This is a genomic window from Lentzea sp. NPDC036955, from assembly GCF_055608005.1.
Map to the genome: position 1 here is coordinate 279,409 of NZ_JBVJRC010000003.1, position 25,031 is coordinate 304,439.

Consider the following 25,031-nt stretch of genomic DNA (forward strand, 5'->3'; position numbering starts at 1 on the left):
CGGCGCAACCCGTTCGGGTGACCGATCGTCTCCTACTGTGTGAAGCGCTGGGGATGGTTGACCACGGGCGTGGCTCTGGCACTGGCACTCGTGCTGGTGATGACGCTGAGTCCGCACGACGACCCGGACCAGCAGGCGGAGAACGGCCCGCTGCCGATGGCGCCCCGCCTTCCGACTCCGAAGGAGTCCGGGCCCGCGCCGCGCGTGCCCGGCCCCACGCCGGAACAGCTCGCGAAGCAACCGTGGATGCACAAGCTGGCGCAGGGTGAGAAGCCGCCGCAGTTCGTGCTCTTCTCCTTCGACGGCGCGGTGTCCAAGCAGCACTGGGACAAGGTGCTCCCGGTCGCCAGGCAGACGGGCGCGCACGTCACCGGCCTGCTGTCCGGCGTGTACATGCTGGCCGACCAGGACCGGACGCTGTACCAGCCGCCCGCGGGTCTCAAGCGGGGCCGGTCGGACATCGACTTCGGCGGCAGCAGGCAGGACATCGAGGCCAGGATCGGCTACCTGAACCAGGTGATCGCCGACGGCCACGAGATCGGCACGCACTACAACGGCCACTTCTGCTCCGGTGGCAGCCAGCCCTCGGTGGACAAGTGGGACAACGCCGCCTGGAACGCGGAGCTGGCGCAGTTCCGCCTGATCGTCGACAAGGCGCGGTCCGAGGGCTTCCGGTTGCCCGCCGACGCGGTCCGGGGTGGACGGACGCCGTGCCTGGAGGGCAACTGGGACGAGGCCTTCCCTGCGATGGCCGCCCACGGCCTGGTCTACGACACCAGCCAGGTCGCGCTCGGCGTCCAGTGGCCGTCCGTCCAAAGGGGACTGTACGAGTTCCCGATGCCCGAGGTGCGCGTCCCCGCGCTGGGCCGGCAGGTCGTGATGATGGACTTCAACCTCTGGTACGCGCTCAACGGCGCCAAGGAGGAACCGGCGCGTGCCCCGGAGTTCACGCAGATCGTCGTCGACACGTACCGGTCGGTGTACCGGGCGGCGCTGAACGGCAACCGCGCGCCGCTGGTGATCGGCAACCACTTCAACGAGTGGAACGGGTCGGCGTTCTCCACGGCGATGGAGCAGTTCCTCGGCGAGGTGTGCGGCAAGCCGGAGACGGTGTGCGCCACCTACACCGAGGTCATCCAGTGGATGCAGCTGCAGGACCCGGCGGTCCTCGACCAGCTCCGCCGGATGCCCGCCGCCCGCAACTGACCCCACCTCCCGACGTCACCCACTCGTGTCCGCCGACGGCACGCGGGGACCTTTCGTACCCCAGAAGCGCACGAAAGGTCCCCGCGTGCCGAAGCAGCGGTGCGCGAACGGGTGGGTCAGGCGTCGGTGGAGACGATGCGGTCGTCGGTCGAACCGGGCTGGCCGTTGGCGTCCTGGTTGGACGTGCCGAACCACAGGGTGCCGTCCGGTGCGGGAGCGATCGAGCGCACCCGGCCGTAGGCGCCGGTGAACAACGCCTGCGGCGTGCCGAGCGTGGTGCCGTTGACCGGGACCTTCCAGATCCGGCGGCCGGTGACGGCGCCGACGTAGAGCGCGTTCTTGTGCAGGGCGATGCCGGTCGGGCCCGCCAGCCGGTTGGACCACGTGACGGCCGGGTTCGTCATGCCGGCGACGTTGCAGTTGCCCTCGCACGTCGGCCAGCCGTAGTTCTTCCCGGCCTCGATGCGGTTGATCTCGTCGGTCGTGTTGTTGCCGAACTCGGTGGCGTACGCGGTGGTGCCGACCCAGGTGATGCCCTGGGGGTTGCGGTGGCCGATCGTGTACACGACGCTGTTCGCGCGCGGGTTGCCGCTCGCCGGCCTGCCCGCGGTGTCGAAGCGCAGCATCTTGCCGCCCAGCGAGTTCCAGTTCTGCGCGTTGGCCGTGTTCTGGGCGTCGCCGGTGGTCGCCCACAGGTAGCCGTCCGGACCGAACTCCAGGCCGCCGCCGTTGTGGTAGCGGTTCTTCGGGATGCCGGTGACGATCGGCTGCGGCGTGCCGCCCAGCACGAGCTTGGCGATCCGGTTGTCGGTCGCCGTCGAGTAGTAGATGAAGACCGAGTTGTCGGTCGCGAACGTCTTCGACACCGCGAGGCCGAGCAGTCCGCCCTCACCGCCCGTGCTCTGGGCCGCTTCCACGGTGTCGAGCTCGGTCACGGTCGTGCCGCTGAGCTTCTTGATCTTGAACGTGTCCCGTTCCGTGAAGATGCCGCTGCCGTCGGGCAGGAACTCGATGTCCCAGGGGATGTCCAACCCGCTGGCGAGGGTCCGCTCGGCCTGCGCGGAGGGTCCGTCCTGCGCGGAGGCCGGGATCACGCAGAGGGAGGCGGCGACGGCCGTGCAGGCTGCCGCTGCCGCGATACGACGAGCACGCATGTGTGCTCTCCTTCGGGTCCGCTCGTGGTTTCAGGCTGCGGCGGAGGTGTTGCAGGGCGTGTTTACCCAATCACAGCTCGCACAAACCCACAACGCTCATCGGATGTTTCGATACAACCGTCCGTCTTCTCAGGCCTGAAAGGCGGTTCCGCTCCGATGATCTTTGGGAACCTTGTGAACGGTCTAGCGCGATCCACGCGGGACGTCCTACGGTGAAAGTCGCCGCCGCGTCCCACGGAAGAGCCGCGCGTGCCCTTCCCGGGCACGCCGTAGACCCGAGGAGTCGCGCATGAACGTTGCCGCTACCGCTACCGAGCACAAGCTTCCCGAGGTCAAGCGCGAGTGGGTGAAGCCCGACTTCCGCGACTTCGACACGCCCATGGAGGTCACCGCCTACGCGGCCCGCAGCTGACGCGGCCCGCACCGGGACCCCCGCGGCGGCGGGGGCCCCGGTCTCCCGCACCTCCCCTGCCGGCAACGGCATCTGCAAGTACCACCAACACATGATCGAATCGTCGTCGAAGCCAGGGGAGCGAACGCGACGGGTACGACTTCTGGCTGAACCGCTGAGGAGTGCACGCTGATGAAAGCCGTGTCCGCCCAGGAGTTCGTTGCGGAGCTCCGCGCGCTGGCCCCGCGGTACTGGGACAGCCACCCGTTCCACCTGCGCATGCACGAGGGCGGCCTGAGCAAGCACGAGCTGCAGGCGTGGGCCGCGAACCGCTGGTACTACCAGCGCTGCATCGCGCAGAAGGACGCCGCGATCCTGTCAAACTGCCCGGTGCCGGAGGTCCGCCGCCAGTGGCGCGAGCGGATCGTGTGGCACGACGGCACGGGACCCGGTGAGGGCGGCGCCGAGAACTGGCTGCTGCTCGCCGAGGCGGTCGGGCTGACCAGGGACGAGGTGCTCGACGAACGGCACGTGCTGCCCGGCGTCCGGTTCGCCGTCGACGCCTACGTGAACTTCGCGCGCACCAGGCCGTGGGTCGAGGGGGTCGCCTCCGGGCTGACCGAGATGTTCTCGGGTGCGTTGATGCGCAAGCGACTCGCGGCGTTGCGGGAGCGGTACCCGTGGATCGCCGAGGAGGGGTTCGCCTACTTCACCGACCGCATCCGGGCGGTCGCCGGCGAGGGACAGGCCACTGTGGACGTCGTGGTCGAGCACGCCCGCACCCGCGAACAGCAGCTGGCGGCCGTGGCGGCGCTGGCGTTCAAGTGCGACGTGCTGCGGGCCGTGCTGGACGCCGTCGACTACTACTCGGGCAGGGGCAGGCCGTGCTAGCGCTCGGCGCCGTGCCGCGCATCCGGCGCGGGGTGAAGCGCGGCTACGACCAGATCCGCTCCGCGCACGTCGTGCTGTTCCCCGAGGGCGTGCTGGTGCTCAACGAGACCGCCGCCTCCGTCGTGGCGCTGTGCGACGGCGTCCGGTCGGTGGGGGACATCGCGCTGGCGCTGGGCGACGAGTACGCCGGCGTCGAGCCCGCGGACGTGGCGGAGCTGGTGGCGCGGCTGGTGGACCGGAGGGTGGTCGACGTCGATGGCTGAGGCACCGTTCGGCCTGCTCGCCGAGCTCACGCACCGCTGCCCGCTGCAGTGCGGGTACTGCTCGAACCCGGTGGAGCTGGTGCGCAGGGGCGCCGAGCTGCCCACCGAGGACTGGCTGCGCGTCTTCGACCAAGCCCGCTCGCTGGGCGTGTTGCAGGTCCACCTGTCCGGCGGGGAACCGCTGCTGCGACCGGACCTCCCGGAGCTGGTGGCGCACGCGAACAGCCTCGGCTGCTACGTCAACCTCGTCACGTCCGGTGTGGGCCTGTCCCGCGACCGGCTGCACGACCTGGCCGGGCGCGGCGTCGACCACGTGCAGCTCTCCTTGCAGGACGCGACCAAGGCAGGCAACGACCGGATCGCGGGCATCAAGGCGTTCGACCGGAAGGTCGAGGCAGCGGCCCTCATCCGCGCCGAAGGCCTGCCGCTGACCGTGAACACCGTGCTGCACCGGCAGAACCTCGACAACGTCGCCGGGATCATCGCGCTGGCCGAGCGGCTGGGCGCGGAACGGCTGGAGCTCGCCAACACCCAGTACTACGGCTGGGCGCTGCGCAACCGGGCGGCGTTGCTGCCCACGCGCGACCAGCTGGCGGCGGCCGGCCCGGTCGTCGCCGCGGCGCAGGAACGGCTGCGCGGGGTGATGGAGATCGTCTACGTCATCGCCGACTACCACGAGGCGCACCCGAAGCCGTGCATGTACGGGTGGGGTGCGCGGCAGCTGACCGTGGCGCCCGACGGCTCGGTGCTCCCCTGCCCCGCCGCCACCGTGATCCCGACGCTGCCGGTCGAGAACGTGCGCGACTCGTCGTTGCACGACATCTGGCACGACTCGCCGTCGTTCGCCGCCTTCCGCGGCTTCGACTGGATGCGGGACCCGTGCCGGTCGTGCCCGCGCAAGGAGGTCGACTTCGGCGGCTGCCGGTGCCAGGCGTTCCAGCTCACCGGTGACGCCGCCGCCACCGACCCGGTGTGCTCGCTGTCGCCGCATCGGTCCACTGTGGACCTGATTCTGGCGACCGAGGTGGCACCGGCGGTCGAACCGGCCGTGGCCATGCGGAGGATGCCGTGAAGGCGGTCCTGCTCGGCACCGCGGCCGGCGGCGGGTTCCCGCAGTGGAACTGCGCCTGCGCGCTGTGCGTCCGCGCCCGGTCCGGTGAGCTGCCCACCCGGTCGCAGGACTGCCTGGCGGTCAGCGCCGACGGCACGCGCTGGTGGCTGGTCAACGCCTCGCCGGACATCCGCACGCAACTCGCCGCCTGCGCGCTGCTGAACCCCGGTCCCGGCCCGCGCGAGACCCCGGTGCGCGGCGCCCTGCTCACCGACGCGGAGCTCGACCACGCGCTCGGCCTGCTGACGTTGCGCGGCGGCACGGGCCTGGCGGTGTGGGCGCCGGGCCCGGTGCTGCACGCGTTGCGCGACCGGTTCGACCTGCGCTCGGTGGTCGACGGGTACGCACCCGTGGACTGGCGCGAGGTCACCACCGCCGAGGTCGAGCTCGACGGCCTGCGGGTGACGGCGGTCCCGATCAGCGGCAAGCGCCCGAAGTACGCGCGGTCGTCCACCGCGGAGGGCGACTGGGTGGTCGCCTACCGGTTCGCCGATCCGGTCACCGGTGGTGTGCTGGTCTACGCGCCGTGCCTCGCGCACTGGCCGGACGGGTTCGACGACGTGGTGGCCGGGGCGGACTGCCTGGTGCTCGACGGCACGTTCCACGCGGCCTCCGAGATGGGCACGGCGACGGGCAGCGGGTCCGGGCAGGCCGCGATGGGCCACCTGCCGATCACGGCGAGCCTGCCGCGGTTGCGGCGGTTCCCGGCCGTGCGGCGGATCTACACGCACCTCAACAACACCAACCCGGTGCTGGACCCGGACTCGCCGGAGGCGGCACAGGTGCGCGCGGCGGGTGTGGAGCTCCCGCCGGACGGCACGGTGCTCGAACTCTGAGGTGCCCGGACTCTGAGGTGCCCCGAGCCCCGAACGGGCCAGAATGGGCGGATGTCCTTCGTGATCGGTGGTCGTCCGCTGTCCGAGCGGATCGTCGCGGAGCTGCCGTCGTTCGTGCGGCTCGTGCTCGCGGAGATCACCGACCGGGTGCCCGGCTACCGGCAGCTGCCCGCCGAGGAGCTCTCCGGTGACATCGCCCGCGTGATCGAGGGGACGCTGCGGGCGTTCGCGCGGGTGCTGCGCAGCCGGGAGCTGCCGACGGCCGACGAGCTGCGGTTCCTGCGCGAGTCGGCGGCCCGGCGTGCGGAGGAGGGCGTGCCGGTCGACGTCGTGCTCACGGCGTACCACGTGGGCATCCAGGTGGTGTGGGACGTGCTGGTGCCCGAGGCGCGGCCGGAGGAGGTCGGCGAGGTGCTGGCGCTCAACGCGCTGGCCATGCGGTACCTGCAGCTCGTGACGCCGGTGGTGAGCGCCGGGTACCTCGACGAGCGGCAGACGATGTTCGACGACGAGCGGTCGGCGCGGCACACGCAGCTGACCGGGCTGCTCGACGGCACGCGAGTCGCGGACGGGCCCGTGGTGGTGCTGGCGCTGCACGTGCCGCCGCACCCGGACGAGCTGACCGACGGGGTGGACGCGGCCGTGGCCGGGCGGCGCAAGCTGCGGCGGCTGCGCACCGAGCTGGAACGGCACAGCCGCGAACCGGTCCTGTCGGCGCTCACCCCCGACGGCGGGATCGTGCTGCTGCCGGGTGAGGACGACCGGGCCGACCGGGTCGTGGCGGACGCGGCACGGGCCGCCGGGGTGCCGTTGACGGTGGCGGCGGTCGCGGCCCCGCCGTCCGGGGTCGCGGCCGCTGCCGGGCTCGCCCGCGAGGTGCTCGCCGTCGCCGTGCGCTCGGGTCCCGGCCTGTACCGGCTGGCCGACGTGCTGCTGGAGTACCAGCTGTCCCGGCCGAGCGCGGCGCTGGAACCGCTGGCCGCGGTCGTGGCGCCGTTGTCCGACGAGCTCGTGCAGACGCTGGAGGTCTACCTGCGCCGCGGGTCGCGCCGGCCGGCCGCCACCGAGCTGCACGTCCACCCGAACACCGTGGACTACCGGCTGCGCAGGGTCGCGGAGCTCACCGGCCTCGACCCGACGCGGATCGAGCACGTCACGCTGCTGGCGGCTGCCCTGGCCGCGCGGCGCGCGCGACCGTAGCGCCGAACGCGGCCATGCCGGCGACGTTGGGGTGCAGCGGCGCGGCGGCGGTCGTGGGCACCAGCCCCTCCAGGTAGCGGTCTGCGGGTGCGGCGCAGATGTCGTGGCCCACGGTCACGGCGGCGAAGTCCACGTACGTCGCGCCGCGCTTCTGGGCCTCGGCCCGCGCGGTGGCGCTGACCCGGTTGAGCACGCCCTGGAGGTAGTCGGCGTCGCGGCTCCACACCGGCTGCACCGGGTAGCAGCCGCCCGGCCTGATGTACGTGCCGTAGCCGGTGACCAGCACCTTCGCCCGCGGTGACCGGCGCTTGACCTCGTCGAGCGCGGCGCCGAGCTCCGGCCCCCACGCGTCCACGGCCGCGGCCAGCCGGTCCGTCCCACCGGAGGTGTAGCGGTCCTTGCAGGAGACCCCGATCGGCTGGGGCAGCAAGTTGATGCAGCTCAACGCCGTCTGGAACAGGCCGACGTCGTTGGCGCCGACCGTCAGCGACACCAGGTCGGTGGACGGCTTCAGCGCGGCGAACTGCGGTGCCACGAACCCGAACTGGCGGCCCGTGAAGTCGTCGGTCTTCGCACCGGAGCAGGTGACGTCGGTCAGCCGCGCGCCGAGCAGCTCCGCCGCCACCCGCGGGTAGTCGCGGGCCGACCGCAGGCACCACAGCGCCGGGTCCTGGGCCGGGACCAGCGGACCGGCCGCCGCCGAGTCGCCCAGTGCCACGTACTCCACGGTGTCCGCCTGGGCGGTGGTTGTTCCGGCGACCAAACCCGCCACCAGAGCCAACCCGGCCACGATCCGCATCCCGAACCTCCAACGTCGTCGTCAGGTCAGCTCATCGTGGTGGTTCCGGTCACGTGCGCGGGTGGGACGTTGCCCAGAGTCGGCCGGTCGGGTTTGTGACCGATCACAATGGGGGCGTGACTCCTGGCGAACTCCTCGACCTCGCCGCGCAGGCCTGCGTGGACGCCGCGAAGCTGCTGCGCGAGCTGCCGGTGGACGTTGCCGCGAAGGGCGCGTTCGACCAGGTCAGCAGTGCCGACCTGGCGGTCGAGGCGTTCCTGCGGCGTGCGCTCGACGTGCCCGGTTCCGCCGTCGTCGGCGAGGAGCTGGGCGCGGAGCAGGCGCGGATCACCTGGTACGTCGACCCGATCGACGGCACCCGCAACTTCGTCCGCGGGCTGCCCCTCGCGTGCCTGTCGGTGGCGGCGGCGGTGGACGGGCGACTGGTGGCGGGGTGCGTGCTGGACCCGTTCCGCGACGAGCTGTTCACCGCGGCCGAGGGCGTGCCGTTCGCGGTGCGGTCGGCCGGGCTGGTGATCCCGCCGGGACCGAGCCCGCGGCCGGTGGTGCTGACCGACGTCCCGTTGCCCGGCAGCCCCTACAGCGGCGAGGTGGAGCTGCTGGCCGACCTGCTCGCCGTCGCGGACGTGCGGCGGGTGTACGTGACGGCGCTGTCGCTGGCCTGGGTCGCGGCCGGGCGGGCGGACGCGGCGGCGAACCTGGGCATCCACCCGTGGGACGTGGCGGCCGGCGCGGTGCTGGTGCGGGCGGCCGGCGGCGTGTTCCACCACGTCGGCGGCGACGCGCTGGGGGCGGCGGGCTTCGTGGCCGGCCGTGGTGAGATCGTTGACTGGTTGCGCGACCGGTTGGAGGGCATCGTCTCGTGATCGACCTCAGCGGCCGGGTCGTCCTGGTCACCGGCGCGGGCGGCACGATCGGGGCCGGCATCGCGCGCCGGTTCACCGCGGCCGGCGCCGTCGTCGTGCCGCACCGCGGCCGTGTCGACGGCGACCTGCGGTTCGCGGCGCGGCGCGTGGTCGAGGAGGCCTTCGCACTGCACGGCAGGCTCGACGCGGTGGTGAACAACGCCGGTGTGCAGCCCGTGGAACCGTTGCCGGGCATGAGCACCGAGTCCTGGCAGTCCGTTGTGGACATCAACCTGACCGGGCCGTTCGCCGTCACCCAGGCGGCCGCAGAGGTCCTGCCGCAGGGCGGGTCGATCACGCACATCGCGTCGATCGAGGGCACCCACCCGGCCGCGGGCCACGCCCACTACAGCGCCTCCAAGGCCGCGCTGGTCGTGCACGCGCGGGCCGCGGCCCAGGAGTACGGGCCGCGGCTGCGGGTGAACACCGTGTCCCCCGGCCTGATCAGCCGCCCCGGCATCGAGGAGCAGTGGCCGGAGGGCGTCGCGCGCTGGCACGACGCCGCCCCGTTGCACCGCCTCGGCACGCCCGAGGACGTGGGGAACGCGTGCGTGTTCCTCGCCTCCGACCTGGCGGCGTGGATCACCGGCCACGACCTGGTCGTCGACGGCGGGGTGACCGCACGCCCCACCTGGTAGCCCTGCTCAGCCGGCCTGCACGACCACGTCCACCCAGTAGTTCGTCGAGTCGAAGCTGGACGCGGGGAACGACCCGGCCGGGCCGTAGACGAACACCCCGTTGCCGCCCGCGCTCGCACTCGACGGCGCCGTCAGCGAGCCGACCACCCTGGCGTTGGCGAAGTAGCCGTTCGTCACCGAGTAGCGCGTCGTCGTGTGGTACGCGGCGATGTAGGTGGTGTTGGCCGTCAACGGCACCGGGTTCGCGAAGGTCACCGTCTGCCAGCCGCTCGCCGACTCGCCGGTGAACGTCGCCGTGGCGAGCAGCTGCTGCGTGGCGGCGTTCCACAGGTGCGCGACGTGCGTGCCCGTGTTCAGGGAACCCTTGTAGAACTTGATGCCCGTCGCCGTGGCGTTCGCCGAGGACGTGCGGAACTTGACGCCCAGCTCCAGCGGGCCGACGTCGCCGGAGTTCACGATCGCGGGCACGTCGGAGCCGCTGAACAACGAGACCGGTGCCGGCGGCTGCACCGGGACCGCGGCGATGACGTCGACGAAGTAGTTGCTGGCCGCGAACGACGACGAGGGGAAGCTGCCCGCCGGGCCGTAGGTGAAGACGCCGTTGCCGCCCGCGCTCGCACTCGACGGTGCGACGAGCTGCCCCGCCGTCCGCGCCGAGGTGAACCCGTTCTCGGTCACCGAGTACTTCGTCGTCGTGTGGTACGAGACGACGTAGAACTGGTTCTGCGTCAACAACACCGGTGACGGGAAGGTCGCGCTCTGCCAGCCGCTCGCCGTCTCACCGCTGAACGTGGCGGTCGCGAGCAGCACGCCGGTGGTGGCGCTCCACAACCGGCCGGTGTGCGGCCCGGTGTTCAGCGTGCCCTTGTAGAACTTCACACCGGTCGCGCTCGCCCCCGCCACCGTGCACTGGAACTTCACACCGAGCTCGACCGGGCCGTTGTCGGTGGAGTTCGGGATGGCGGGCACGTCGGCGCCGGTGAACAGCGACTGCGTGGTCATCGCGACACCGACGTTCAGGCTCACCGTCGCCGAGGACTGCAGGAACCCGTTGGTGATCGTGTACTGGAAGCTCGCGGGCCCGGAGAAACCGGCGGTGGGCGTGAACGTGACGGTCTGGGCGCCCGCGTCGAAGCTCACCGTGCCGTTGGTGGCAGAACCCGCCGACACCATCGAGATCGGGTAGCCGTTGGGGTCGGAGTCGTTGGCCAGCAACGTCGCCGCGGGGATCGTGAGCGCGGTGCCCACCGGCGTGGTGAAACCGCTGTTGCCGACCGCGACGGGCGCCAGGTTGCCGGCACCGCCCGCCCGCGCGAACACCACGTCGACCCAGTAGTTGGACTTCAGGAACGTCTCGGTGGGCATGGTGCCGCCCGCGCCGTAGCGGAACACGCCGGCGTCGGCGGGCGCGGTGATCGCACCGCACGTGCGCGGGACGTGGAAGAAGTTGTGGTCGGAGTTCTCGAACTTCGCCGAGTGCACGCTGACGGTGTAGGTCTCGCCGGGCGTCAGCGCGACCGGGGCGATGTTCACCTGCTGCCAGCCGCTCGCGGTCTCGCCGGTGGAGCCCACCTCGGCGAGCTTGGTGCCGGCCGCGTTGTAGAGCCGGGCGGTGTGCGCACCGGTGTTGTACGGGTTCTTGTAGAACCGCAGCGCGGTGGCGGAACCGGGCGTGTTGACGGAGAACCGCATGCCGTGCTCCAGCGGGTTCTCGTCGGGCGCGTGCAGCCCGTACGGCACGTCGGTGGGCTGGAAGAGCCGCACCGAGGCCGCGGGCGTCACCGTCACCGTGCGCGTGGGCCCGTTCTCGACGTTGAGGCTGTCGTCGACGGCCCGCACCTTGACCGCGTACGTGCCCGGCAGGTGCGGCCACCAGGAGAACGACCAGCTCGTCGTACCCGTGGCCGCCCGCCAGGACTGGCCGTTGTCGGTGGACACCTCGACGGTCGCGACGCGGCCGCCGACGTCGCTCGCCGTGCCGCTGATGATCACCTGCGCCTGCTGTGTGAACGTCGCACCGTTCGCGGGCGTCGTGATCACCGTGACCGGCGGCGTGGTGTCCGTCGAGGCCGTGGCGGGCGTCAGGTTGCCCTGCAACGTCTCCGGCTGCACACCCATGTCCGCGAACAGGTTCACGGTCGCCTGCTGCGCGTCGCGGTCCTCGGACACCACGGGCATGGACGGGTCGGTGCTGGTGTAGTCGTGCACCGCGTCGAGTGCGAACGACCAGAACACCGTGCCGGCGCCGAAGACCAGGGCACCACTGGGCGCCCGGTAGAGCGTGAGGTGGTGGGTGGCGTCGCCGTCACCGGTCGTGGTGCCGTAGTCGAGGAGGTACTTGGCGCCGATGAACCGGTCGGTGCGGGAGAGCTTGACGAGCGTCGGCGGCCGGAACCGGTTGTCCGGCGACTCGTCCCACTCGTAGCCGAGCACGCCGTCCTCGACGTACCCGACCTGCCCGGCGGTCAGCGCGGCCATGCCGGTGTTGCGCCAGAACCGCAGCTTCCCGTACGCCTCCGGCACCTCGATCCGGTCGGCCTGGTGCGAGTCGACGGAGAAGCTGGTGCCCGTCAACCGGTTCTCCGCGACGCCGCCGTTCGAGGGCGGTGAGAACGCCGGGTCGCGCCAGGTGCCCGTCCACTCCGGACTCGGGTCGATCTTGGCGGCGTTCCTGGTCTCCTTGTAGCAGACCATGGTCCGGTTCGGCGTGCCGGTGACGTCGGGCTCCCAGCGGACCCGCCAGTAGACCTCGTTGCCGCTGAAGAAGCACAGGTGCACCCCCGCGTCCCTGGCCGCCTCGACGCGCGCACGCTGCGCCCCCGACCAGTACTCGTCGTGCCCGACCGAGAGGTACACGTGGTGGTTGGTGAGGACGTAGTTGCCCGGCCCGACGTCCAGGCCGGTCACGTAGGCCACGTCGTACCCGTTGCGCTCCAACCACCTGATCATCGCGTACTCGGCGCTGAGCACGAAGTCCTGCGGCCCGGCGTCCACACCGCCCTGCGCGAGCCGCGTGCTGAACGGCCGGTTGCAGCTCACCTTGAACGCCCGCCCCGTCGGCGTCCCGGTGGCCGCGTTGCCGCCGTAGAGGTTCGCGCCACCCCACCCGTTGTAGGCCTGCCAGGTGGTGTCCGAGGTCTGGAAGACGATGTCGCGCTGCGTCCCGTCGCCGCGCACGACGAACGGGATGTGACTCGCCCCCGCGACCCCGTCCTGCCGCACCAGCTTCGCGAGGAACACACCGGACACCATGGTCGCGGGCACGGCCCACGAGGCGGTGACCGACCAGTTCGACGCGTCCCACAACCCGGTGCCGAGGTCGTTGAACGCGGCCGGCTGCACCGACGAGGTGGTGCGCTGGATCGTGTGCACCTTCCGCGCGCCGGCACCCCCGTAGTAACCGAGCCGGTAGATGTCGATGCGGTAGTTCGCGGAGTTCGAGTGGATCTTGAAGTCGATCGTCTGGCCCCTGTTGACGCTCAGCTTCGTGGTGAAGCCTGCCAGGGTGGGATCAGCGGCCCCGCTGATGCCGTCCCACTCGGACTTCGGACTCCCCGGCAACTGGTTCTCGGTCACGATCGGGTTCGGCATCCCGGCCCCCTTCGTCCCCCTATGGACATGCTCGTGACCGGGATGTATGCCTCTCCGTAGTCGTCGTTAGCCCAGTGGGCACACTGACACCCGAATGGATTAGGTGACGATGAAAGGTTTGCCAAATCCTGTAACGGAGGGGGTCTGAGCTGCGAGAACTCTCAGCTGTCCCGGCAGGAGGGCGGGAGCGCTCTCAGCGCTCCGGGAAGATCGGCGACCAATGGGTGTCACCGACGGTTACAAGATCAACTCTGCGGCACGGTCGCGCTGGTCAACGCCGTGGTCGACCGGGTGATGCGCATGGTGCCCCCGACGGGATTCGAACCCGTACTGTGATCCTTTTAAGGGACCTGCCTCTACCGATTGGGCTACGGGGGCGACGGGGAGCCTAGGCCTTGATCGTCGGCTTGTGTGCGCGGATGGTCGTTTCTCGCCCGAGCGGCCCAGTGAATTGGACTAGAGCGAGCATCCGGCTAAGCATCGAACGGACCCGAACATCAGCGCGTCCTCCCCGCTCCGAGCAGCTCCTTGAAGCGCAGCGCGACCCAGTCGTGGACGGCGGCGGACACGGAGTTGTCGCCGGCGCGGTGTTCGAACCAGCGCCAGTCGCAGTTGACGTTGATCTCCAGGAACACGTGGTCGCGGCCGGTGACGAGGAGGTCGAAGGCGGCGACCTGGACGCGCCAGTGGCGGGCCAGTGCCAGCAGGCGGTCCGACAGCGAGGTGGGGACCGAGGTCGGGGTCACGCGGACGGCGTCCGGGTCCACCCACAACTGGGCCGGGTCGAGCTTGTCGACCTGGTAGGCGATGCAGCGTTCGCCGATCACGAAGACGCGCAGCTCGGTGTCGGAGGGGACGTACTCCTGCACGATCACCGGGGCGGGTTCGGGGGCGTCGGAGGCCCTGGAGGTCTCCAGCGGGCGCGGGAACAGGCCGTGCTGGACGCCGGGGCGGGGTTCGAGCAGGTGGCGGCCCGCGGTCTTGACGATGCAGCGGCCACCGCCGGGGCGGGTGCGGCCGGGGCGGGTCGTCACGGCGGTGCGGGGCACGCGCAGGCCGAACGCGGCGGCGTCGGAGAGCTGCGTGAGGCGGTCCAGGTGCGTCGAGAAGCGCGAGGGGTTCACGTGGGCCCAGTCGGAGCGGGAGGACAGCCAGTTGGCCACTGAGGCCCACTGATCGACCGCGTAGGCGCCGGCGAGGGTGCCGGGCTCGACGGGGACCGCGGAGAGCTCGAAGTGGCGGCGCCAGACCAGCAGGGGGCGCAGCAGCCAGCGGTCGAGCTCGACGAGGGGCTGGTCGGTGTAGACCGACAACGGGAGGTCGACGCAGCGGTCGGCGTCGATGCGGGCCATCCGGATGCCGCGCTCGGCCAGTGCGATGGAGAGCTCGTTCATCTCCATGTCGGCGGCGCGCGCCAGGACCAGCACGCACGGCTGGGGGTTCCCGTCGCCCTCGTCGACCATGCCGAGGCGGTGGACCTGCTCCTGGAAGTCCAGGCACTTGGGAGGAGAGCGGAAGAGGTAGTCCTGACCCTGCAGCAGCAGTGGTCTGGCAGCCTCGGACGGGGCACTCGGCACCCGCCCGTCAGCCGACCTGCTCAATCGTCCTTCTTGCTGCTGAAACTCTTCCCCGCCTGTGCGTACTCCGCGGCGTACCGCGCCAACGCGGGGTCCTCGATCTCGCCGCGACGAAGCTGTGCGGCCAGCTCCTCGAGAGACATCGGGATCACCTCTTTCCCACACGGGCGCACCACGCATTCAGGTGATGCACCAGCCGTAGTCTCAAGTTCACGTAACGCAATGTCAAGGCAGGCGTCAGCGCTTTACTCCGATTGGGCGCTCAAGTTCCGCCTCTGGGCCATAAGAGTGCCCCGGACGAGGTGTCGTCCGGGGCATCTTCACACTCACAGCGAGTGGCGGTCACGCGTTCGGCCCACTGGACCGAACCAGGATCAGCTCTGGACCGCGCGGTCGAAGTCCGACTTCGGGTCGTTGATCTGGCCGAGCGCCACGACCTCGCGGCCGTAGAACAGCGCCTGCGTCCAGTCCATCAGCACGCGGAGCTTGCGGTTCACGGTCGGCATGAACGCCACGTGGTAGCTGCGGTGCATGAACCACGCCGGCAGGCCCTTGAAGCGCAGGCCGAACACGTCCGCGACGCCCTTGTAGAGGCCGAGGCCGGCGACCGAGCCGAGGTACTTGTGGAAGTAGTCCTTCGGCTTCTGGCCGCGCAGCGACGCGACGATGTTCTTGGAGAGCAGCTTCGACTGGCGGATGGCGTGCTGCGCGTTCGGCACGCACGTCGCCGTCGGGTCCTCGTCGGTGCGCGAGAGGTCCGGCACCGCGGAGCAGTCACCGGCGGCCCACACGCCTTCGAGGCCCTGCACCTGCATGGCGGCGGTGCAGCGGACGCGACCGCGCTCGTCGAGCGGCAGGTCGGTGTTGCGCAGCACCGGGTTCGCCTTCATGCCGGCGGTCCAGATGATCGTGTCGGAGTCGAACTCGGTGCCGTCGTCGAGGACGACGTGCCCGTTCTCCAGCGACTTCACGCGGGTGTCGAGGTAGATCTTGATACCGCGCTTCTCCAGCGCCTCGACCGTCCACGCACCGAGCTTCGCGGAGACCTCGGGCATGATCCGGCCCATCGCCTCGACGAGGACCCAGTTCATCTCTTCGGGCTTGATGCCCTCGTAGTACTTGAGCGCATACCGCGTCATGTCCTCAAGCTCGGCGAGCGTCTCGATGCCCGCGAAGCCACCACCGATCACGACGAAGCTCAGGAGCTTCTTGCGCAGGTCCGCGTTGTTCGTGCTGGCGGCCTGGTCCAGGCGCGACAGCACGTGGTTGCGGACGTAGATCGCCTCGCCGATCGTCTTCATGCCGATGCCGACCTCGGCCAGGCCGGGGATCGGGAGCGTGCGGGAGATCGCACCCAACGCGGAGACGAGCACGTCGTACTCGATCTCCTCGACGTGGCCGTCCGACAGCTCGGCGGTCACGATCTTGCGCGCGTGCTCGATCTTGGTGACGCGGCCCGTGACGACGTGGCAGCGCTTGAGCACCTTGCGCAGGGGGGCGACGACGTGGCGCGGCTCGATGGAGCCGGCCGCCGCCTCTGGCAGGAAGGGCTGGTAGGTCATGTGCGGCTGCGGGTCGATGACGGTGACCGACGCCTCACCGGAACGCAGCTTCTTCTGCAGTCCGAGAGCCGTGTACATCCCGACGTACCCACCGCCGACAATGACGATTCGCGTGGGTTGCGACTTCACAGCAGCCATACACACATGGTTGCACCACGACCCCATTTTTCGCGCGTCCGGAGGGGCCGTTGTGACTACCGTCGCCGGGTGATGCCGGACACCCTCGGCACTGACCTGCGCCGAGAGCCCGGTTCGACCGGTTCTCGCTGAGAGGAACGGTTCAGATCCTCAGTGCGACGACCCCGATGAGCACCGTCAGAGAGCCCAGGCCGAGCAGTTCCACGAGCCCGGTCCGAGTCCCTGATGGGATGAACGCGGTGAACGCCGCAACAACGAATGTGATCGTCTGGACAATGGCGAACCGGCGTGCCGGTGCTTTCAGCGCGGCGGGTTCCACATTCGTTTTCACCGGAACGACCGCCGCGAGCGCGGACGTCACGTGAACGAGGTGCAACAACGGGATCATCACCAGCACCCCGAGCCGCAGCGGGTGCCCGTCCCCGAACGCCATCGTGACCGCCGCGTACCCGATGAGCAACGCCGGTCCCGCGCTCGCCGGCAGGAACACCGACAACGCGGTCAGCCCCGCGACGACGACCAGCGGCACGATCGAGTCCGCTTCGGCGTTGAGGATCAGGGCCACCGGGAGCGCGGCCAGGACGAGCGCGAGCCGCATCAGCATCCGCTCGTCACCCTCACGCCGTGCCGCGCCATCCGCCGCAGCCGCACGCGGTGCTCCGCGGCGATCAGCTCCGCCGCCACCTCGCCCCACGGCGTCTCGCGGTCGGGTTCGAGCGGCGAGGGCAGCGTGTCGACCGCCAGCACCAGGTGACCGCGTTTCGCCGTCTGCACGGCCAGGTCGGCGATGTCGTCGTCGATGAACGGCGACAGCAGCACGACCACGCAGCCGTGCGGGAGGGCGCGCAGCACGGGCTTGGCCGACCACCCCGCGGCCTGCGCGCACACGACGAGCTGCGTGCGGATGCGCATCAGGTGGCGGCGCCCGACGCCGGAGCGGACGTTGAGCTGCGGGCGGCCCAGGTCCACCAGCGCCACCCGGTCGCCCTGCCGCAGGTACCCGGCGGCCATCGACGCGGCGCCGCGCACCGAGCGGTCCAGGCTGCCGTCCGGGCGGGTGGTGGCGCCGTGGCGGACCGACGCCCACCCGCCGACCTCGGCGCCGAGGTCGGTCCTGGTGTCCACCGCCAGCACCACCTCCGCGTCGGCCTCCGCGTGTCGTTCGCGGACGTGCAACGCGCCGGTGCGGGTGGTGACCCGCCAGTCGATCCGCCGCAGCCGGTCGCCGGGCTGGAACGCGCGGATGTCGCGCAGCTCGGTCGAGTCGCCGGGGCGCGGTGAGCGGTGGACGCCGACCAGGCCGGCCGGGCGCGGCGGCAACGGGCCGGCCGGGTGGTGCTCGACCGGCGGCAGGATCGTGCGGACGTGCTCGACGCCGACGACCGGGCCGTGGACGTGCAGGCCGTCCGGTCCGGCGAAGAGGTGGTCGAGCCGCAGGTCGACGCCGGGTCCCCAGGCGTCGCGGCGGACCTCGACGGGCAGGTCGGGCACCTCGGCGGGCAGCGCGACGACCTTGCCCGGCAGCTTCACGACGGCGATCTCGGCGTCGGCGCCCTCGACGTGGGCGACGGTGTGCACGAGCCCTGCGCCCGCACCGCGCGGGACGGGCCGGACCTGCACCGTCGGTGTGCCCTTCGGCCTGGTCGTGAGCAGCACCGACAGCACGAGCGGGGTGCCGAACAGGACGAGCTCCACCTCGTGCAGGAACAGTCCGGCCAGCACCAGCCCGAGGCCCAGCCACACCGCCCGCGCATAGGCGTCGGTGGGGTGCCAGTGCGCGCCGTGGGAGGCGGCGAACGCCTTGCGAACCCGGTCGGCCCTGCTCATGCGCTCGGTGGTCCCGGCACCCTGCCGAGCAGCTCGGTCACGACCTGCACGCCGCTCACGCCGGAGGTCCACGTCTCCGGCTTCAGCACGAGCCGGTGCGCGAGGACCGCGACGGCGCACTCCTTGACGTCCTCTGGCAGCACGTAGCCGCGTCCGTCCAGGGTGGCCAGTGCGCGGGCGACGAGCACGAGCCCCTGCGCGCCCCGCGGGGAGGCTCCGACCTCGACCGACGGGTGCTGCCGCGTCGCGCGGGCCAGGTCGACGCAGTACCGCAGCACGTCTTCGTCCACAGTGGACAGTTCGAGCTCCCGCTGCAGCTCGGCGAGCCGGCCGGGGGCCAGCACCGGCGGCACCTCGGCGTCCTCGCGCTGCCGGGCGATGCGCCTGCGCAGGACCTCGACCTCCTCGTCGACCGGCGGGTAGCCGATGTCGAGCCGCACCAGGAACCGGTCGAGCTGCGCCTCCGGCAGCGGGTAGGTGCCCTCGTACTCCACCGGGTTGGAGGTGGCCAGCACGTGGAACGGCGCCGGCAGCGCGAACGTGCGGCCCTCGACCGTGACCTGCCGCTCCTGCATGGCCTCCAGCAACGCCGACTGCGTCTTGGGCGGCGTGCGGTTGATCTCGTCGGCCAGCAGCAGCCCGGTGAACACCGGCCCCTCGCGGAACTCGAACTCGCGCGTGCCGGGGTCGTAGAGGAACGACCCGGTGACGTCGGCGGGCAGCAGGTCGGGCGTGCACTGCAGGCGCCGGAAGTCGAGGCTGAGCGCCTGCGCGAGCGACCGGGCGATCAGCGTCTTGCCCAGCCCCGGCACGTCCTCCAGCAGCACGTGGCCACCGGCCAGCACCGCCGCGAGCGCGAGCCGCACCGTGCGCCCCCGCCCGACCACGACCCGGCCGATCTCGTCGAGAACGGCCTCGGCCTCCAGCTCGATCGTCACTCGCCCCTCCCGGGTGGTTCGTCCGCCGCGGCCCCGGTGCTCCGCACGCGCCGCAGCGCCGGCAGGGCCTCGGGCAGCCACACGCCGTGCGTGCCGGTCTCCCGGACCCTCACTCGACCCTCCTGAGCCGGTCCGCGAGGTCCGCGGGGTCCGGCATGCGGTCGGCGTCGACGCCGAGCCGCCGCAACCGCGCGCGGAACCGCTCGTCGAACCGGGTCTGATCCCCCGCGGCCTCCTCCAGCCTGCTCGCGAGCGTGCTGGCGTGGGCGGTGCTGATCGAGCCCGGCACCTGCGGTCCCGCGCTCCACAGCACGTCGGTGGCCCTGGGCAGCCGGGTGACCAGCACGGCGAACGCGGCGGGCGGCACGGCGAGCGCGGTCGCCCAGAGCGGCGTGGCGCCCAGCCACCACAGCACGCCGCCGATGACGACCCCGGCGCCCAGTGCGAGAACGGTCCTCACGCGAGCTCCCTGATGATGCGGTCCAGCTCGTCCCTGGCGGCGCGCGCCTGCTGGGCGGTGACGTCCTCGTGCCCGAACCGCGCGCGTTGGTAGAGGCCCCTGAGCACGTCGGCGTCGACGCCCAGGCCCCTCGTGAACTCCGTCGGCGTCTGGTGCGGCTCGCGCGTGCGCGTTCCTTCGAGCGCCAGCCAGGCAGCGATGACGGCGTCCCGCGGCGGCCGGTCCGGGTGCCCGGTGAACTCCTGCAACGCCTTCTCGACCCGCCGGACGAGCGCCTGCTCCGGCGGCAGCGCGGTGTCCCCCACCTCGACCCCGCGGGTGCCCCCGCGCCGGCGCCACCGCGGCAGCTCGACCGCGAGCACGAGGCCGACCAGTCCGAACAGGACGAGCACCAGCAGCACGAACAGGAACACCGTGAACGGCACCGCCACCACGTCCGGCAGCTCACCGGGCACCTGCAGGTCCACCGGCAGCGAGTTGTCGGCGGGCCGCGGCGGCGAGGAGCCGGTGCGCGGCACGAACCGCACCGGCGACGCCCCGCTCGCCGCGGCGGCCACGACCAGCAGCGCCGCGACGGCCACACCGGCCCGCCACCACCTCATGCGCGCCAGCGTCGCACGCCCGCGCGCGTTTCCCCACCGGTTCGCAGGATCGAGCCGGTCGGTCCCGCGGGAACACCGCAAAGCCCGCGCAGCGCCGGGTGTGCTCTTCGTGCCGGTCCTCCAGAACTCGACCCGCCACCCCGGCCAGGTCCAACAGCCGCAGCCCGGCACACAGCGGCTCGCCGAACTCCTCGTACAGCGGGTGGCCGAGCAGCGTGCCGTCCTCGTGGCGGACGGTCAACGCGTTCAGCGGCCGGTCATCCGCGGTGCAGACGGCGGAACTCCTCCAGGAGGTCGCCGACCAGCAGCACCATCGACAGCTTGATCTCGTCCGGATCGCTGAAGCCCCTCTCCGCGTCCGCCGCCAGACGCGGGAGCAGGTCCTCTGGTGTGGACGCCAGCTCGCGGAGGTCCTCGACGGCACCCGCGACCACGGCACGCGACAGGTCGTGCGACGCGATCGTCGTGAAACTCGCGGCCAGCGCCGGCAGGTCGGCGGAGCGGAGCAGCCGAAGCACGTCGAGCCCGTCCTTCGGCTTCAACCGATGCGGCTGCTGCCCACGCCGTTCGGCGATCTTGACCACCTTGGAGACGACCAGAGCGGCCGGTCCCGCCACCTTGATCTCGAACGCCCTGGCGTCGGCGCGGTCGAAGGCCCGGATCAAGCGGACCTCGTTGTCCACCACCGCGGGTTCCAGTCCGGGCGTTCGGCGAGCCGTCGCCGTGGCCTGGTGCGGTGGCCGCAAGTGAGCGGACCTCCGACCTCCTGCGCCGCACAGGGCCTCTGGAGCCATGAGGTCGACCGTGATGTCGCCGCGGCCCCTCCAGCTACCGGGTTGCCCACCTGGGAAGAACCCGGCCGCGTGCATCGCGTCGACGATCGACGGCTCGTCCGCGAGCCATCCGGGAACGAGCGCGAGGTCCGCGTCTGTGGTGGTGGGCGCCGTCACGAAGTCCGCAATGTCCGTGTGCAGGTAGACCGCCTGTGCGCCAACCAGAACGAGCGCTTCCCGGTGTGGTCCCAGCCCTTCCAGGGCGTCGAGGAGCACCGACCGCGCCTCGACGTACTCCTGCGGGATCATCCTTCCCAACCCGGTTCGCTCAGGGCGAGCGCCGCCATCAGCTGCTCGGCCTCTTCGGTCGACCGCCCAGGTCCTGTCAGCAGATCCGCCACAGCCTGGGCAGGTGGTGCGTACTCGATGCCGTCGACAAGGCGTGACCTGCGCTGGACGACCTCGTCGTACGGCCTCATGACGAGCACGTTGGCTCCACGATCAGCAGCTCTCAAGCCGAGCTGCTTCATCAGTTCGAGGGGGTCCTCGGCGTACAGGCTCAGCGATACGATCGGTGACACAGGTGTCACGTGGTCAGGCAGATATGCCCGCGCCGCTGCCGAACCGGTGACGACGACTGGGGTCTTGAGGCCTGCCAACGACTTCAGCGCGTGGCTCAGTCCCCTCGGGTCCAGCGTCGTGATCACTTCGTTCGAAGTCATGACGTTGTAGTCCTGCGCCCAGCGCTTGAGTAGCAGTCGTTTGCGGACCGCGACGACAGCGCCGTCCTCGCTCCTGGTGATCGCTGCTTCACGATCCAGCAGCTCCAACACCCTGGCGCTCGTGGCCACGCCGACCTCCGCGCGCTCCGCGAGTTCGCGGACGCGCACCGGCACCGCGGTTTCGGCGAGTTCGAGCACGACCTTGGCGGCGGCAGGCCCGCGGAGGGACTTGAGCAGTCGATCGGCGGGATCGCGGAACCCGCTGCGCTCGGCTCCGGCCCGGTCGAGGAAGACCACGGGCTCGTCGAGCCGCACGCGCAGGTTCCCGGTGAGGTCGAACCAGCCGATCCCGTGCTGGTCGAGCTGCGCGCGCGTGGTCGGCGACACGAACGGCGTGGCGACCACCGCCCCGCGAACAGGAATGCGATGGCCTGACACGGCCGCTGTGTGCGCGTCCAACTTCTTGGCGATCCGCGCGACGTCCCGCGGCACGACCACGCCCTTGCACTCGACCAAGACCATCACGCTCGTCCCGTCCGGTGCCGTGACCACCACTCCCGCATCAGCCTCGAAAAGGCGTTGAACTCCGGAAGCGCGCGGATGCAGTTCATGCCGCACTGACCACGTGGACGGCAGCAAGGAGCGAACCAGCCGCTCGAAGGAGCCGACCAGCTCAACTGTGGTTGTTCCGCGTTCCTCGCCGTTCCGTGACACCTGGAACATGCTAATTCGTGGAACAGCTCCAAGGCGACCATTGCCGTCACACGTCCGGCTGGTCAGCTCAGCCCCGCGTGCTCCTTGGCCCGCAGCAGCAGCCCTTGCAGCATCTCCTGCGTCAACCGCCCGGTGTAGGTGTTGTGCGGCGACACGTGGTAGCAGCCGAACACGCGCACCCCACCGGCCTCCACCTCCACCCCGTGCCCGAACTTCACCGGCGGACCACCCACCAGAGGCAGGAACGCCTTCCACCCGAACGCGCCCAGCACCACGACGGAACGCAGGTTCGGCAGCAGCGCCATCTCCTCCCGCAGGTACGGCAGGCACCGGTCGCGTTCCTCCGTCGTCGGCTTGTTCTCCGGCGGCGCGCACCGCACCGGGGAGGCCATCCGCAGGCCGTGGAGCTCCAGGCCGTCGTCGCGGGAGGTGCTGGTGGGCTGGGAGGCGAGGCCCACCTCGTACAGCGCGCGGAACAGGAAGTCGCCGGACGCGTCGCCGGTGAACATGCGGCCCGTGCGGTTGCCGCCGTGGGCCGCGGGGGCCAGGCCGACGATGAGGACGGAGGCGTCCATCGGGCCGAAGCCGGGGACCGGGCGGCCCCAGTAGACCTGGTCGCGGAAGGCGGCGCGTTTGGTGCGCGCGGCGGTTTCGCGCCAGGCGACCAGGCGGGGGCACGCTCGACAGGACGTTATTCGATCGTCGAGTTCCGTAGTGTTGCTCCCATGTCCGAGGAGAAGACCGAAGAGAAGCCAGTATCTCCTGCCGATGATCTGGTCACCACCCAGCACAGCACCACCGTCAAGGGCCGGGAGCTGAACTACACCGCCACCACCGGGCGTGTCGTGCTCAGGGAGGAGGTGCTCAAGGACGGCGTCTTCGAGGGTCACAAGCCGAAGGCGGAGGTGTTCCTGACCGCCTACACGCTGGACGGCGCCGACCCGTTGAAGCGGCCGGTCACGTTCGCGTTCAACGGTGGTCCCGGCAGTGCCAGCGTGTGGCTGCACATGGGTCTCCTCGGACCGCGCCGGGTGCTGTCGGGCGACGTCGGCAACCTCACGCCGCCGCCGTACGGCATCGCGGACAACGAGGAGACGTTGCTCGCCGAGAGCGACCTGGTGTTCATCGACCCGGTGTCGACGGGCTACTCGCGGGCCGCCGAGGGGCAGAAGCCGGGCGACTACCACGGCTACCAGCCCGACATCGACTCCATCGCGGAGATCATCCGGCTGTGGACCGCGCGCAACGGGCGGTGGATGTCGCCGAAGTTCCTGTGCGGCGAGTCGTACGGCACGCTGCGGGCGGCGGGGCTGGCCGAGCACCTGCAGAAGAAGCACGGCATGTACCTCAACGGGCTCATGCTGATCTCGTCGGTGCTGGACTTCGCGACGCTGCAGTTCAACGAGGGCCACGACTTGGCCTACGCGCTCTACCTGCCGACGTACGCGGCGATCGCGCACTACCACGGCCTGCACGGCGACCGGCCGCTCAAGGAGGTGCTCGCCGAGGCCGAGGAGTTCGCCTCGCGCGACTACCCGTACGCGCTGGCCCGCGGCAACCGCCTGCCCGACCACGAGCGCGCGGCGGCGATCAGCAGGATCGCGCACCTCACCGGTCTGTCCGAGGAGTACGTGGACGCGGTCGACCTGCGCATCGAGCACATCCGGTTCTTCACCGAGCTGCTGCGCAAGGACCGCAAGACCGTCGGCCGCATCGACGCCAGGTTCACCGGGTGGGACAAGGACTACGGCCGCGAGGAGATCTCCGCGGACCCGTCCATCGACGCCATCCTCGGCCCGTACGCGGCGGTGCTCAACCACTACCTGCACGCCGAGCTGGGGTACTCCAGCGACCTGCCCTACGAGGTGCTCTCGCGGGTCATCGAGCAGTGGTCCTACAAGGAGTTCGAGGGCCGGCACGTCACCACGGCGGGCAAGCTCTCGGCCGCGATGCGCTCGAACCCGCACCTGAAGGTGCACGTGGCGTTCGGCTGGTACGACGGCGCCACGCCGTACTTCGCCGCCGAGCACCTGATCGCGCACCTGCAGATCCCGAAGGAGCTCACCGCGAACATCGAGTCGGCCTACTACCCGGCCGGCCACATGATGTACGTGCACGAGCCCAGCCGCATCCAGCAGTCGGAGGACCTGGCCGCGTTCGTCCGGAACTCGTCGAACACGTGATCCTGGACCTGACCGACGACACCGTCCTGCGCGAGCTGTGGACGGTGCAACGGCTGGCGTACGCCGTCGAGGCCGAGCTGATCGGCTTCGACGGCATCCCGCCGCTGCACGAGTCGCTCGACGAGCTGCGCGCGTGCGGTGAGACGTTCCTCGGGCTGTACGACGGCGAAGGTCTCGCGGGCGCGGTGTCCTACGTGCTCGACGGGTCCACGGTGGACATCCACCGGCTGGTCGTGCACCCGCGGGCGCACCGCCGCGGCATCGCGACGAAGCTGCTCGACGCGTTGCCGGAGGGGCCGCAGTCGGTCAGCACCGGCACCCGCAACGAGCCCGCCCTGCGCCTGTACCGCGGCCGCGGTTTCGTCGAAACCGGCACGCACGAGGTCGCCCCCGGCGTGTCGATCACCCACCTCGCCCGGCCCTGAAGCGCACGCGGGGAGCCCCCGTACCCCAGAAACGCACGCGGGGAGCCCCCGTACCCCAGAAACGCACGCGGGGAGCCCCCGTACCCCAGAAGAGTACGAAAGCTCCCCGCGTGCACCTGGGAACG

25 protein-coding genes and 1 tRNA gene are annotated in these 25,031 nt (G+C 71.1%); 11 read left to right on the forward strand and 15 right to left on the reverse strand.

All coding sequences use genetic code 11. The features are described from left to right. Window positions 1-69 precede the first annotated feature (69 nt). Window positions 70-1,206 (forward strand): polysaccharide deacetylase family protein, encoded by a 1,137-nt coding sequence (locus ACZ7CF_RS10490; protein ID WP_360385970.1) that lies wholly within the window; start codon window positions 70-72, stop codon window positions 1,204-1,206. A gap of 116 nt (window positions 1,207-1,322) precedes the next feature. On the opposite strand, the gene ACZ7CF_RS10495 is transcribed toward ACZ7CF_RS10490, so the two are convergent. Next, the gene (locus tag ACZ7CF_RS10495; RefSeq protein WP_470369447.1) at window positions 1,323-2,360 is read right to left on the reverse strand and encodes a PQQ-dependent sugar dehydrogenase; all 1,038 of its coding nucleotides are present in this window, start codon (window positions 2,358-2,360) and stop codon (window positions 1,323-1,325) included. A gap of 289 nt (window positions 2,361-2,649) precedes the next feature. Here ACZ7CF_RS10495 and pqqA point away from each other — a divergent pair, with 289 nt between their 5' ends. The 6 genes from pqqA to ACZ7CF_RS10525 all read left to right on the forward strand — a co-directional run bounded on the left by pqqA (window position 2,650) and on the right by ACZ7CF_RS10525 (window position 7,052). Continuing rightward, a complete protein-coding gene (gene pqqA / locus ACZ7CF_RS10500) occupies window positions 2,650-2,772 on the forward strand; it encodes a pyrroloquinoline quinone precursor peptide PqqA (protein ID WP_360385966.1) in 123 nt (40 codons plus the stop codon). 171 nt (window positions 2,773-2,943) lie between these two features. Then, window positions 2,944-3,642 carry a pyrroloquinoline-quinone synthase PqqC gene (pqqC, locus tag ACZ7CF_RS10505; protein WP_458429357.1) on the forward strand — a complete coding sequence of 233 codons (699 nt, stop codon included), beginning with the start codon at window positions 2,944-2,946 and terminating at the stop codon, window positions 3,640-3,642. Further along, window positions 3,636-3,905 carry a pyrroloquinoline quinone biosynthesis peptide chaperone PqqD gene (gene pqqD, locus ACZ7CF_RS10510; protein ID WP_360385962.1) on the forward strand — a complete coding sequence of 90 codons (270 nt, stop codon included), beginning with the start codon at window positions 3,636-3,638 and terminating at the stop codon, window positions 3,903-3,905. Before pqqC ends, pqqD begins: the two co-directional genes overlap by 7 nt. Then, window positions 3,898-4,977 carry a pyrroloquinoline quinone biosynthesis protein PqqE gene (gene pqqE / locus ACZ7CF_RS10515; RefSeq protein WP_470369448.1) on the forward strand — a complete coding sequence of 360 codons (1,080 nt, stop codon included), beginning with the start codon at window positions 3,898-3,900 and terminating at the stop codon, window positions 4,975-4,977. The genes pqqD and pqqE overlap by 8 nt, the downstream gene beginning before the upstream one ends. Beyond that, window positions 4,974-5,852 carry a pyrroloquinoline quinone biosynthesis protein PqqB gene (gene pqqB / locus ACZ7CF_RS10520; RefSeq protein ID WP_470369449.1) on the forward strand — a complete coding sequence of 293 codons (879 nt, stop codon included), beginning with the start codon at window positions 4,974-4,976 and terminating at the stop codon, window positions 5,850-5,852. The genes pqqE and pqqB overlap by 4 nt, the downstream gene beginning before the upstream one ends. Window positions 5,853-5,903: 51 nt before the next feature. After that, window positions 5,904-7,052, forward strand: a complete 1,149-nt coding sequence (locus ACZ7CF_RS10525) for a PucR family transcriptional regulator (RefSeq protein ID WP_470369450.1) — start codon at window positions 5,904-5,906, stop codon at window positions 7,050-7,052. Here the strand turns inward: ACZ7CF_RS10525 and ACZ7CF_RS10530 are convergent. Continuing rightward, the gene (locus ACZ7CF_RS10530; protein ID WP_470369451.1) at window positions 7,006-7,851 is read right to left on the reverse strand and encodes an SGNH/GDSL hydrolase family protein; all 846 of its coding nucleotides are present in this window, start codon (window positions 7,849-7,851) and stop codon (window positions 7,006-7,008) included. The two genes, ACZ7CF_RS10525 and ACZ7CF_RS10530, sit on opposite strands and share 47 nt — an antisense overlap. 116 nt (window positions 7,852-7,967) lie before the next feature. Here ACZ7CF_RS10530 and ACZ7CF_RS10535 point away from each other — a divergent pair, with 116 nt between their 5' ends. Together ACZ7CF_RS10535 and ACZ7CF_RS10540 are read left to right on the forward strand one after the other, a co-directional pair. Continuing rightward, window positions 7,968-8,717 (forward strand): inositol monophosphatase family protein, encoded by a 750-nt coding sequence (locus ACZ7CF_RS10535; RefSeq protein WP_470369452.1) that lies wholly within the window; start codon window positions 7,968-7,970, stop codon window positions 8,715-8,717. Continuing rightward, entirely contained in the window at window positions 8,714-9,394 is a 681-nt protein-coding gene (locus ACZ7CF_RS10540) for an SDR family NAD(P)-dependent oxidoreductase (RefSeq protein ID WP_470369453.1), read from the forward strand. The genes ACZ7CF_RS10535 and ACZ7CF_RS10540 overlap by 4 nt, the downstream gene beginning before the upstream one ends. Window positions 9,395-9,400: 6 nt before the next feature. On the opposite strand, the gene ACZ7CF_RS10545 is transcribed toward ACZ7CF_RS10540, so the two are convergent. The 13 genes from ACZ7CF_RS10545 to ACZ7CF_RS10605 form a co-directional block, all read right to left on the reverse strand. After that, window positions 9,401-12,985: a DUF4082 domain-containing protein gene (locus tag ACZ7CF_RS10545; RefSeq protein ID WP_470369454.1), complete on the reverse strand. Its 3,585-nt coding sequence runs from the start codon at window positions 12,983-12,985 to the stop codon at window positions 9,401-9,403. Between the two features lie 301 nt (window positions 12,986-13,286). Continuing rightward, window positions 13,287-13,363 (reverse strand) — tRNA-Leu (locus ACZ7CF_RS10550). Window positions 13,364-13,482: 119 nt separating this feature from the next. Further along, the gene (locus ACZ7CF_RS10555) at window positions 13,483-14,586 is read right to left on the reverse strand and encodes an ATP-grasp domain-containing protein (RefSeq protein WP_360385946.1); all 1,104 of its coding nucleotides are present in this window, start codon (window positions 14,584-14,586) and stop codon (window positions 13,483-13,485) included. After that, entirely contained in the window at window positions 14,583-14,705 is a 123-nt protein-coding gene (locus tag ACZ7CF_RS10560) for a hypothetical protein (protein WP_360385944.1), read from the reverse strand. Before ACZ7CF_RS10560 ends, ACZ7CF_RS10555 begins: the two co-directional genes overlap by 4 nt. Before the next feature lie 231 nt (window positions 14,706-14,936). Beyond that, a complete protein-coding gene (locus ACZ7CF_RS10565) occupies window positions 14,937-16,262 on the reverse strand; it encodes an NAD(P)/FAD-dependent oxidoreductase (protein WP_360385942.1) in 1,326 nt (441 codons plus the stop codon). Between the two features lie 142 nt (window positions 16,263-16,404). Continuing rightward, window positions 16,405-16,866: a hypothetical protein gene (locus ACZ7CF_RS10570; RefSeq protein WP_470369455.1), complete on the reverse strand. Its 462-nt coding sequence runs from the start codon at window positions 16,864-16,866 to the stop codon at window positions 16,405-16,407. Beyond that, window positions 16,860-18,089, reverse strand: coding sequence for a DUF58 domain-containing protein (locus ACZ7CF_RS10575; RefSeq protein ID WP_470369456.1), 1,230 nt, complete (start codon window positions 18,087-18,089; stop codon window positions 16,860-16,862). Before ACZ7CF_RS10575 ends, ACZ7CF_RS10570 begins: the two co-directional genes overlap by 7 nt. Beyond that, window positions 18,086-19,027, reverse strand: a complete 942-nt coding sequence (locus ACZ7CF_RS10580; RefSeq protein WP_360385936.1) for an AAA family ATPase — start codon at window positions 19,025-19,027, stop codon at window positions 18,086-18,088. The genes ACZ7CF_RS10575 and ACZ7CF_RS10580 overlap by 4 nt, the downstream gene beginning before the upstream one ends. Window positions 19,028-19,136: 109 nt before the next feature. Further along, window positions 19,137-19,487 carry a hypothetical protein gene (locus ACZ7CF_RS10585; protein WP_470369457.1) on the reverse strand — a complete coding sequence of 117 codons (351 nt, stop codon included), beginning with the start codon at window positions 19,485-19,487 and terminating at the stop codon, window positions 19,137-19,139. Next, complete coding sequence (locus ACZ7CF_RS10590; RefSeq protein WP_470369458.1) at window positions 19,484-20,089, reverse strand: DUF4129 domain-containing protein; 606 nt, start codon at window positions 20,087-20,089, stop codon at window positions 19,484-19,486. Before ACZ7CF_RS10590 ends, ACZ7CF_RS10585 begins: the two co-directional genes overlap by 4 nt. A gap of 257 nt (window positions 20,090-20,346) precedes the next feature. Continuing rightward, window positions 20,347-21,171: a hypothetical protein gene (locus ACZ7CF_RS10595; protein ID WP_470369459.1), complete on the reverse strand. Its 825-nt coding sequence runs from the start codon at window positions 21,169-21,171 to the stop codon at window positions 20,347-20,349. Further along, the gene (locus tag ACZ7CF_RS10600; RefSeq protein ID WP_470369460.1) at window positions 21,168-22,298 is read right to left on the reverse strand and encodes a type IV toxin-antitoxin system AbiEi family antitoxin; all 1,131 of its coding nucleotides are present in this window, start codon (window positions 22,296-22,298) and stop codon (window positions 21,168-21,170) included. Before ACZ7CF_RS10600 ends, ACZ7CF_RS10595 begins: the two co-directional genes overlap by 4 nt. Window positions 22,299-22,360: 62 nt before the next feature. Then, complete coding sequence (locus ACZ7CF_RS10605) at window positions 22,361-22,993, reverse strand: uracil-DNA glycosylase (protein WP_470369670.1); 633 nt, start codon at window positions 22,991-22,993, stop codon at window positions 22,361-22,363. Between the two features lie 30 nt (window positions 22,994-23,023). On the opposite strand from ACZ7CF_RS10605, the gene ACZ7CF_RS10610 reads away from it, so the two are divergent. Both ACZ7CF_RS10610 and ACZ7CF_RS10615 read left to right on the forward strand, forming a co-directional pair. Continuing rightward, window positions 23,024-24,481 carry a S10 family peptidase gene (locus ACZ7CF_RS10610; RefSeq protein WP_360385930.1) on the forward strand — a complete coding sequence of 486 codons (1,458 nt, stop codon included), beginning with the start codon at window positions 23,024-23,026 and terminating at the stop codon, window positions 24,479-24,481. After that, window positions 24,478-24,906, forward strand: coding sequence for a GNAT family N-acetyltransferase (locus ACZ7CF_RS10615; RefSeq protein WP_458429427.1), 429 nt, complete (start codon window positions 24,478-24,480; stop codon window positions 24,904-24,906). The genes ACZ7CF_RS10610 and ACZ7CF_RS10615 overlap by 4 nt, the downstream gene beginning before the upstream one ends. Window positions 24,907-25,031: the final 125 nt, after the last annotated feature.

What these genes read in the sequence shown, in the direction of transcription:
- ACZ7CF_RS10495 (WP_470369447.1), bottom strand. Translation starts at nt 2,360, where the DNA reads ATGCGTGCTCGTCGTATCGCGGCAGCGGCAGCCTGCACGGCCGTCGCC.
- pqqA (WP_360385966.1), top strand. Translation starts at nt 2,650, where the DNA reads ATGAACGTTGCCGCTACCGCTACCGAGCACAAGCTTCCCGAGGTCAAG.
- pqqC (WP_458429357.1), top strand. Translation starts at nt 2,944, where the DNA reads ATGAAAGCCGTGTCCGCCCAGGAGTTCGTTGCGGAGCTCCGCGCGCTG.
- pqqE (WP_470369448.1), top strand. Translation starts at nt 3,898, where the DNA reads ATGGCTGAGGCACCGTTCGGCCTGCTCGCCGAGCTCACGCACCGCTGC.
- ACZ7CF_RS10525 (WP_470369450.1), top strand. Translation starts at nt 5,904, where the DNA reads ATGTCCTTCGTGATCGGTGGTCGTCCGCTGTCCGAGCGGATCGTCGCG.
- ACZ7CF_RS10530 (WP_470369451.1), bottom strand. Translation starts at nt 7,851, where the DNA reads ATGCGGATCGTGGCCGGGTTGGCTCTGGTGGCGGGTTTGGTCGCCGGA.
- ACZ7CF_RS10545 (WP_470369454.1), bottom strand. Translation starts at nt 12,985, where the DNA reads ATGCCGAACCCGATCGTGACCGAGAACCAGTTGCCGGGGAGTCCGAAG.
- ACZ7CF_RS10560 (WP_360385944.1), bottom strand. Translation starts at nt 14,705, where the DNA reads ATGTCTCTCGAGGAGCTGGCCGCACAGCTTCGTCGCGGCGAGATCGAG.
- ACZ7CF_RS10565 (WP_360385942.1), bottom strand. Translation starts at nt 16,262, where the DNA reads ATGGCTGCTGTGAAGTCGCAACCCACGCGAATCGTCATTGTCGGCGGT.
- ACZ7CF_RS10570 (WP_470369455.1), bottom strand. Translation starts at nt 16,866, where the DNA reads ATGCTGATGCGGCTCGCGCTCGTCCTGGCCGCGCTCCCGGTGGCCCTG.
- ACZ7CF_RS10575 (WP_470369456.1), bottom strand. Translation starts at nt 18,089, where the DNA reads ATGAGCAGGGCCGACCGGGTTCGCAAGGCGTTCGCCGCCTCCCACGGC.
- ACZ7CF_RS10590 (WP_470369458.1), bottom strand. Translation starts at nt 20,089, where the DNA reads ATGAGGTGGTGGCGGGCCGGTGTGGCCGTCGCGGCGCTGCTGGTCGTG.
- ACZ7CF_RS10595 (WP_470369459.1), bottom strand. Translation starts at nt 21,171, where the DNA reads ATGATCCCGCAGGAGTACGTCGAGGCGCGGTCGGTGCTCCTCGACGCC.
- ACZ7CF_RS10610 (WP_360385930.1), top strand. Translation starts at nt 23,024, where the DNA reads ATGTCCGAGGAGAAGACCGAAGAGAAGCCAGTATCTCCTGCCGATGAT.